Here is an 8,652-nt window from a genome sequence, read left to right as displayed (position 1 = left end):
GGCGCCCACCTCGACGGTCTCGTCCTCGGCGACCTTGATCGAGGCCAGGATGCCGGAGGCGGGCGCCGGGATCTCGGTGTCGACCTTGTCGGTCGACACCTCCAGCAGCGGCTCGTCGGCCTCGACGCGCTCGCCCTCGGCCTTCAGCCAGCGGGTGACAGTGCCCTCGGTGACGCTCTCACCGAGCGCCGGAAGGGTTACGGAAACCGCCATGGTTTCGGTTGCTCCTTACGAATTGCGGAAGTCTGTGTCGTCGCGCCCGAAAACTGAAGGCGTCAGTCGTGGGAGTGCAGCGGCTTGCCGGCCAGGGCCAGGTGCGCCTCGCCGAGCGCCTCGTTCTGCGTCGGGTGGGCGTGGATGAGCTGCGCCACCTCGGCCGGCAGGGCCTCCCAGTTGTAGATCAGCTGAGCCTCGCCGACCTGCTCGCCCATGCGGTCGCCGACCATGTGGACGCCGACCACGGCACCGTCCTTCACCTGGACGAGCTTGATCTCGCCCGCGGTGTTCAGGATCTTGCTCTTGCCGTTGCCCGCCAGGTTGTACTTGAGAGCGACGACCTTGTCCGCGCCGTAGATCTCCTTGGCCTTGGCCTCGGTGATACCGACGGAGGCGACCTCCGGGTGGCAGTACGTCACCCGCGGGACACCGTCGTAGTCGATCGGAACCGTCTTCAGACCGGCCAGACGCTCCGCCACCAGGATGCCCTCGGCGAAGCCGACGTGCGCGAGCTGGAGCGTCGGGACCAGGTCACCGACGGCGGAGATGGTCGGGACGTTCGTCCGCATGTACTCGTCGACCAGGACGTAACCGCGGTCCATGGCGACGCCCTGCTCCTCGTAGCCCAGGCCCTGCGAGACCGGGCCACGGCCCACGGCGACGAGGAGGACCTCCGCCTCGAACTCCTTGCCGTCGGCGAGGGTGACCTTGACACCGTCCTGGGTGTACTCGGCCTTCGAGAAGAAGGTGCCCAGGTTGAACTTGATGCCGCGCTTGCGGAAGGCGCGCTCAAGAAGCTTGGAGGAGTTCTCGTCCTCGACCGGGACGAGGTGCTTGAGGCCCTCGACGACCGTGACGTCCGAGCCGAAGGACTTCCACGCCGAAGCGAACTCGACGCCGATGACACCGCCGCCCAGGATGATCGCGGACTTCGGTACGCGGTCCAGGACCAGGGCGTGGTCGGAGGAGATGATCCGGTCGCCGTCGATGACCAGACCCGGCAGCGACTTCGGCACGGAGCCGGTCGCCAGGAGCACGTGGCGGCCCTGGACGCGGCGGCCGTTCACGTCGACGGAGGTCGGGGAGGACAGACGGCCCTCACCCTCGATGTAGGTCACCTTGCGGGAGGCGATGAGTCCCTGCAGGCCCTTGTACAGGCCGGAGATGACGCCGTCCTTGTACTTGTGGACGGCGGGGACGTCGATGCCCTCGAAGGTGGCCTTGACGCCGAACTGCTCGCTCTCGCGGGCCTGATCGGCGATCTCGCCCGCGTGCAGCAGGGCCTTGGTGGGGATGCATCCCCGGTGCAGGCAGGTGCCGCCGACCTTGTCCTTCTCGATCAGGGCGACGTCCAGGCCCAGCTGAGCCCCGCGCAGGGCCGCGGCGTAACCACCGCTACCACCGCCGAGGATCACTAGGTCGAAAACGGTGCTGGCGTCGTTCGCCACGTCACGTCCTCCATGCATGTGCGCCACGCCGGTCTTCGACGACCGGTCGGCGGCTGGTGTCCGGCCGCTCTTCTTCGGCCCTGTGGTGGGGGCCCTGTCCTGCCGGGCTCCATCTTCGCACTTGTCGCTTGAGTTCGAGACGCGGGGCTGTGGTGTGAGACAGCCCACGTTCCCCCGTGACACGTTCGAGGGCAGCCCCCTGAGGGGCGCGGGGAACTGCGCGACCAGCCCCCACGCCCCCGCGGCCGCCCTACGACGGAACGGTCCGCGCCGCTAGGCGAACGTCACCCGAGGTCGCCGCCGGCCGCCCGCTCGGCGACCCGCACCAGCGTGCGCACAGCGGAACCCGTGCCTCCCTTGGGCGTGTACCCGAAGGGCCCCTGCTCGTTGAAGGCGGGTCCGGCGATGTCGAGGTGCGCCCAGGTGATCCCGTCGCCGACGAACTCGCGCAGGAAGAGACCGGCGACCAGGCCGCCGCCCGCCCGCTCGCCCATGTTCGCGATGTCCGCGGTGGGGGAGTCCATGCCCTTGCGCAGGTGCTCCGGCAGCGGCATCGGCCAGGCCGGCTCGCCGACCTCCTCCGCCGCCTCGTGCACGGTGGAGCGGAAGGTGTCGTCGTTGGCCATGATCCCGAACAGCCGGCTGCCGAGCGCCATCATCATCGCGCCGGTCAGCGTCGCCACGTCGACGATCGCGTCCGGCTTCTCCGCCGACGCCGCCCACAGCGCGTCGGCCAGGACGAGCCGGCCCTCGGCGTCCGTGTTGAGCACCTCGACGGTCTTGCCGCTGTACATGCGCAGCACGTCACCCGGGCGGACCGCGGTGCCCGACGGCATGTTCTCGGCCAGCGCCAGCCAGCCGGTGACATTGACCTCAAGACCGAGGCGGGCGGCCGCGACGACGGCGGCGAACACCGCGGCGGCGCCGCTCATGTCGCACTTCATCGTCTCGTTGTGACCGGCGGGCTTCAGCGAGATGCCGCCCGAGTCGTAGGTGATGCCCTTGCCGACGAAGGCCAGGTGCTTCTTCGCCTTCGAGTTCGTGTACGACAGCTTCACCAGGCGCGGGGCCGCCGCCGAGCCGCCGCCGACGCCCAGGATGCCGCCGTAGCCGCCCTTGGTCAGGGCCTTCTCGTCGAGCACCTGGACCTTGAGACCGTGCTCCTTCGCCGCGTCCTGCGCGACGGCGGCGAACGCCGCCGGGGTGAGGTCGTTCGGCGGCATGTTGATCAGGTCGCGGGCGCGGTTGAGCTCCTCGGAGACCGCGGTGGCACGCGCGAGGGCCGCCTTGTGGGCGGCGTCGCGGGGCTTGCCGCCGAGCAGCGCGGCCTCGGCGAGCGGGCCCTTGCCGTTCTTCGCCTTCGGGTCCTTGCCGTTCTCCTTGTACGCGTCGAAGGAGTACGCGCCGAGCAGCACGCCCTCGCCGATCGCGCCGACGGCGTCGGCGTCGTCGACGGGCAGCGCGAAGGCGGCCTTCTTGGTGCCGGACAGGGCGCGGGCGGCGACACCCGCGGCCCGGCGCAGCGCCTCGGCGTCGAAGGAGGCCTTCTTCTCGGGCTGCGCGCCCAGGCCGACCGCCACCACGAGCGGCGCCTTGAAGCCCGCCGGGGCGGGCAGCTTCGTCAGTTCGCCCTCGGCACCGGAGGCACCGAGGGTCTCCAGGACGTCGGCGAGCCGGCCGTCGTACGCCTTGTCCACGGCCTCGGCGCCCGTCGCGACGACGGGTCCCTTGGCGCCCTTGGCGACACCGATCACGATCGCGTCGGCCCGCAGGCCGGGCGCCGCGGCGGTGCTGAGAGTGAGAGCAGTCACTGTGGTGAAATCTCGCTTCCGATGTGAAGTTGCTGTGGCCGAACGGGTGGGTCGACCGGGCCCCGGCGCCGACCCTGGGTCGCGGCCCGGGGCGCGTAGGAAACCGGGGCCTTCACCCTGTCGGCGAACACCCGGGACGAGCCTACGCGTGTGTGTGCGTTCGCTCATGCCCGCATGCCGTTCACCCGGCCGTGGCGCCTGCGCCACTTACCGCCCGGGCTCCCGCTTCGTCACTTTTCAGAACGTCCGTGCCACGGGTTCGGCCTCCGCCGCGCCGAGGCCGAAGCCGGTGACCGAGGTGCCCGCCAGCCGGTCGGCGAGGGAGCGGCGGGTGGGGGAGAGCACCGGCAGCGCGTTGACGAGGAACAGGACCACGGCCAGCGTCCACACCAGCACCGACAGCACGAAGTGGCCCTCGATCAGCAGCACGCAGGCCACCGCGTACACGGCGACGTCGGCCGCGGTGGTGACGGCGGCCCGCAGGGCGGCGCGGCGCGGCCGGCTCGGGGTGACGCGCAGTCCGAGCAGGCCCTTGCCGAGGGTGCTGCCGACGAGGGCGAGACAGGCCCACTGGTAGAGGAAGGTGACGACGGCGAGCGCCGCGAAGGCCTCCTCCACGTACAGGACGGCCTTGTTCCACAGCGACAGCCCGAGGTCCGCCGACGCGTCGACGACGTCGCCGCGCGAGGTCAGCAGATCGAACCCGCCGCGGGTCGCGAGGTCCGGCACGTCGGTGACGAGCGCGGATATGCGGTGGAAGGTGAGCACGGCGAGCAGCGAGGCCGCCGCGACCACCAGCCCGAAGTCGATGAACCAGGCCACGGCACGGCGCAGCTTCGGCATGGGAGTCCCCCGATCACACTCATGTGTCCATGTCGGCGGGAGAGCCTAGCCTCCGAAGGACAGGGCCACGAGCGCCGTGGTCGCGGCCGTCTCCGCGAGGCCGCCGAACACGTCGCCGGTGATCCCGCCGAAGCGGCGGGTGCAGTGACGGAGCAGGAGTTCGGCGGCGGCGAGGGACGCGGCGAGGGCGAGGACGGTGTGGACGCCGCCGTAGGGGCCGAGGAGTTGGCCCGCGGCCGCCACCGCCGCCGCGCAGAGCGCCGCCACGGCCAGCGCGCCCGGCACCGGGACCACGCCCGCGACCGCCGCCCCCAGCCCCTCCGGCCGGGCGGCCTGCACCCCGGCGCGGGCGGCCAGGGTGAGCGCGAGCCGCGCCGCGACCGCCGAGACGACGGCGGCGAGCGCGCCCCGGGCCCAGGAATCGTCGTACATCCGGGCCAGCGCGGCCACTTGGGCCAGGAGCACGAGGACGAGGGTGAGCACACCGAACGGCCCGATGTCCGACTGCTTCATGATGCGCAGCGCGTCCTCGGCGGGCTTCCCGCTGCCGAGCCCGTCCGCGGTGTCGGCGAGCCCGTCGAGGTGCAGACCCCGGGTCAGTACGGCGGGTACGGCGACGGTGGCGACGGCGGCGAGCAGCGGACCCGCGTCCAGGAGCAGCGCCAGGAGGCCCGGCACGGCGGCGCAGCCGCCGACGACCAGCCCGACCAGCGGGGCGCTCAGCATCCCGGGGCGCGCGGCCCGACGGTCCCAGCGGCGCACCGTGACCGGCAGCACGGTCAGGGTGCCGAAGGCGAAGCGGAGGCCGTCGAGAGGCGCGGTAGGCGCGGTCGGCGCGGTATCGGACACCGGCGCAGGTTACCGGGCGGTCGCGCGGGGATGTTCAGCTGAACAAAGGATGTTCAGGGCTAAAGTGCGCACATGGGGCACTGGCTGGACCGGAACATCGTCGAACCCGGCAAACTCCCGCTGCTCCTCGCCCTCACCGCGTTCGTCCTGACCTTCGTGATCACCCGTGTGATCACGCGTCTGATCCGGGCGGGCCGGGGCCCGTTCGGCAACGTCAAGGCGGGCGGGCTGCACATCCACCACGTCGTGCCCGGGGTCGTCCTCATCGTCGCCGGCGGTTTCGGCGCCGTCGCCAGCGACCGGAACGGGTTCGGCATGGCCCTGTCCGCCGTCGTCTTCGGCATCGGCGCGGGCCTGGTCCTGGACGAGTTCGCGCTGATCCTGCACCTCGACGACGTCTACTGGTCCGAGGAGGGCCGCAAGAGCGTCGAGGTCGTCGTCGTCACCGCCGCCCTCGTCGCACTGCTGCTCGCCGGGTTCCTGCCGTTCGGCGTCAACGACCTCACCCAGGACGAGCTCCAGGACCGCGGCACCGTCGTCCTGACCATCGCGGCGAACTTCTTCTTCTCGCTGATCGCGCTGAGCAAGGGCAAGGTCCGCACGGCGCTCTTCGGAGTCGTCGTCCCCGTGATCGCCCTCGTGGGAATGGTCCGGCTGGCCCTGCCGGGTTCCCCCTGGGCGCGGCGCTTCTACCGCGACCGCCCGCGCGCCCGCGCCCGGTCCGTCCTGCGCGCCTACCGGCACGACCGCCGCTGGGTCGGCCGCGGCCGCGCCCTTCAGGACTGGATCGGCGGCCGTCCCGACCCGGACCCGGCCCGATTCCCCGGCCACCGGTGACAGCGCCGCCGCACCTGACGGAACCACTGCCACTGGCGCGGCCGCCGCCACCGACGGCGCCGCCACCCCTGAGGCGGCCGCCGCGCCGACCACCGCCGCGACCACTGACGCCGCCGCTGCCACAGCGCGGGCGGCAGCACGCACAGCACCGTCACGCCCGCGATGGCCGCCAGATGCTCCTTGCCGGCGAGGTTCTCCTTGAGCAGCACCTCCACCACCATCGCCGCCACCACCGCACCGGCGGTGACGTACGCCCCGTACCGCCAGCCGACGTACACGGCGAGGCCCACCACGGCGGCCGACGGACCCGTGTCCACGACCCGCGCGTCCGAGGCCGACAGGCCGAGCGGGGCGTCCGGGCCCAGCGCGATGCCGACGCGGGCGTAGAGCGTGCCGGCGAGCGTCGCGACGTACGCGACGGCCAGGGTCCGCCGCCGGCCCAGGCAGAGCTCGGCGATCCCGAACACGAACAGGATCTGGGCGAGCGCGCCCCACACCGGCAGGTCGAGCGCAGGGACGAACAGGGACAGCGGGGTGCGCAGGAGGGCCGACCACAGCGGGTCCTCGGCCCTGACCGTGCCCACGTCCGTTATGAACCGGTACCCCCACGGCCGGCTCTGCGTGAAGTGCAGCAGCGCCGTCAGGCACACCGCCCCGACCGTCATCGGGATCGCCCGCAGGTGCCGCTTTTGCAGCGGCTCGCGCACGGTGACGTGAAGCAGTCCCCATTCGGCGCGGGCCCAGCGGGCGAGCGAGTTCATCTGTGTGTCTCCAGGTGCTTGCGGTGCAGCCACTTGGGCAGCCCCGGCGCCTCCAGGAACCCCTCCGCGCGGGCCGACGCGAGTCCGATGCGCGGCAGGTCCGCGCTCTTCTCGAAGAGCAGGAACCGCGGCTCCCAGATGGGCCGGTACTTGGCGTTGGCGCGGTACAGCGACTCGATCTGCCACCAGCGTGAGAAGAAGCTGAGCAGGGAGCGCCACAGCCTCAGCACCGGCCCGGCGCCGAGACGTGCGCCGCGTTCGAAGACGGAGCGGAACATGGCGAAGTTGAGGGAGACCTGAGTGATCCTGATCTCGCCGGCGCGGCGCAGGAGTTCGATGACCATGAACTCCATCAGGCCGTTGTCCGAATCCCGGTCGCGGCGCATGAGGTCCAGGGACAGGCCGTGCGGTCCCCACGGCACGAAGGACAGCAGCGCCCTGAGCCGGCCGGTCGCGTCCGTGCACTCCAGCATCACGCACTGCCCGTCGTCCGGATCGCCGAGCCGGCCCAGCGCCATGCTGAACCCGCGCTCGGTGGCCCCGTCGCGCCAGTCGTCCGCGCGCTCGATCAGGTACGCCATCTCGTCCGCCGGGATGTTGGCGTGCCGTCGGATCCGCACCTCGTAGCCGGCCCGCTTGACCCGGTTGTAGGCCTGCCGGACGGTGCGCATCGCCCGTCCCTCCAGCGTGAACTCGGCGACGTCCACGATCGCCTCGTCGCCGAGTTCGAGGGCGTCAAGGCCGTGCCGCGCGTACACGGTCCCGGCCTCCTCGCTCGCGCCCATCACGGCCGGGATCCAGCCGTGCGCCCGCGCCTCGGCGAGCCACGGCACGATCGCCCCGGGCCAGGCCTCCGGGTCGCCGAGCGGGTCCCCCGAGGCCAGGGACACCCCGCCCACGACCCGGTAGGCCACCGCCGCCTTCCCGGTCGGCGACCACACGACGCTCTTCTCCCGGCGCAGCGCGAAGTAGCCGAGCGAGTCCCGCTCGCCGTTGCGGTCGAGCAGCGCCCGCAGCCGCTTCTCGTCGTCCTCGGTGAGCGCGTCGACGGCGCGCCGGGAGCGGAAGGCGGCGTACAGGACGGCGAGGACGAGGGCCGTGCTGAGCACGTTGATGACGACGTTGACCCAGTTCGGGGTGGAGATCCCGGGAAAGCGGGACTCGTCGGCGGAGACCGAGATCAGCCGCAGCGTGCCGTAGTGCCAGCGCTCCAGGAACGTCGAGTGGGCGGCGTCCGGGGCCTGGTCGGTGGCGGTCACCAGGAGCGCGGCCAAGAGGGAGGCGACGAGGCCGCCGCCGATCGCGACGGTGGCGGCGAGTTTGGGGTTGGCCCGGTCGCCCTTGGCGTAGAACTGCCGGCGGCCGACGAGCAGCGCGGCGACGAAGGCGGCCGTCAGGCCCAGGGAGATCCAGTTCTGCGCGTACTGCCTGATCTCCGGGAACGCCATGGCGAGCGCGAACAGGGCCAGGAACAGGCCGCTCAGCACGAGGTTCAGGATCCACGCGGCCCGCTTGCGGCGGCGCATGGTGATCGCGAGGAAGGCGGTGAACACGCCGGAGGCGAAGCCGGCGGTCAGCAGGTAGGGCGTGAAGAAGTTCTCGTGGTTGTGCCGCCGCACGTCCTGCCCCAGGGAGACCCACACCGCGCTGAGGAAGTTGATGAAGGCGACGGCCCGCAGGTACCAGACGGCGAAGGCGGCCCCCCACGAGGAGGCCGCACCACCGGCGCGCACCATGTCACCCGGGCGCCCCGGGTTGGCTTCCTGCTCCGCGGCAATTCGGGCATCTCCCATAGAGGAGGATCATATGTGCGCATACCCGGCGAACCACGTCTCCGGGTGGGCGCAACTTTCCCCGAGCCCGAGCCCGAGCCCGAGCCCGAGCGTG

8 protein-coding genes are annotated in these 8,652 nt (G+C 71.9%); 1 reads left to right on the top strand and 7 read right to left on the bottom strand.

Annotated elements, in window-relative coordinates; genetic code table 11:
• The 5 genes from IPZ69_RS16015 to IPZ69_RS15995 all read right to left on the bottom strand — a co-directional run.
• A partial coding sequence (locus IPZ69_RS16015) for a biotin/lipoyl-containing protein (RefSeq protein ID WP_308407472.1) occupies positions 1-213 on the bottom strand: 213 nt, incomplete at its 3' end.
• 62 nt (positions 214-275) lie between these two features.
• Positions 276-1,664, bottom strand: coding sequence for a dihydrolipoyl dehydrogenase (gene lpdA, locus IPZ69_RS16010; RefSeq protein ID WP_235454790.1), 1,389 nt, complete (start codon positions 1,662-1,664; stop codon positions 276-278).
• A gap of 284 nt (positions 1,665-1,948) precedes the next feature.
• Complete coding sequence (locus IPZ69_RS16005; RefSeq protein ID WP_235454789.1) at positions 1,949-3,475, bottom strand: leucyl aminopeptidase; 1,527 nt, start codon at positions 3,473-3,475, stop codon at positions 1,949-1,951.
• Positions 3,476-3,712: 237 nt separating this feature from the next.
• Positions 3,713-4,318, bottom strand: coding sequence for an RDD family protein (locus IPZ69_RS16000; RefSeq protein ID WP_235454788.1), 606 nt, complete (start codon positions 4,316-4,318; stop codon positions 3,713-3,715).
• Between the two features lie 45 nt (positions 4,319-4,363).
• Positions 4,364-5,167, bottom strand: a complete 804-nt coding sequence (locus IPZ69_RS15995; protein WP_235454787.1) for an adenosylcobinamide-GDP ribazoletransferase — start codon at positions 5,165-5,167, stop codon at positions 4,364-4,366.
• A 72-nt stretch (positions 5,168-5,239) separates the two neighbouring features.
• On the opposite strand from IPZ69_RS15995, the gene IPZ69_RS15990 reads away from it, so the two are divergent.
• Complete coding sequence (locus IPZ69_RS15990) at positions 5,240-6,004, top strand: hypothetical protein (protein ID WP_235454786.1); 765 nt, start codon at positions 5,240-5,242, stop codon at positions 6,002-6,004.
• On the opposite strand, the gene IPZ69_RS15985 is transcribed toward IPZ69_RS15990, so the two are convergent.
• Positions 5,944-6,765: a hypothetical protein gene (locus IPZ69_RS15985; RefSeq protein ID WP_235454785.1), complete on the bottom strand. Its 822-nt coding sequence runs from the start codon at positions 6,763-6,765 to the stop codon at positions 5,944-5,946. The genes IPZ69_RS15990 and IPZ69_RS15985 overlap by 61 nt on opposite strands.
• A complete protein-coding gene (locus IPZ69_RS15980) occupies positions 6,762-8,558 on the bottom strand; it encodes a phosphatidylglycerol lysyltransferase domain-containing protein (protein ID WP_374293279.1) in 1,797 nt (598 codons plus the stop codon). Before IPZ69_RS15980 ends, IPZ69_RS15985 begins: the two co-directional genes overlap by 4 nt.
• Positions 8,559-8,652 lie beyond the last annotated feature (94 nt).

Source organism: Streptomyces olivochromogenes (genome assembly GCF_021538895.1).
GTDB classification, from domain to species: Bacteria; Actinomycetota; Actinomycetes; order Streptomycetales; family Streptomycetaceae; genus Streptomyces; species Streptomyces olivochromogenes_A.
Note: the sequence above shows the minus strand (reverse complement) of the source record. Positions and strands in the feature narration are given on the sequence as shown.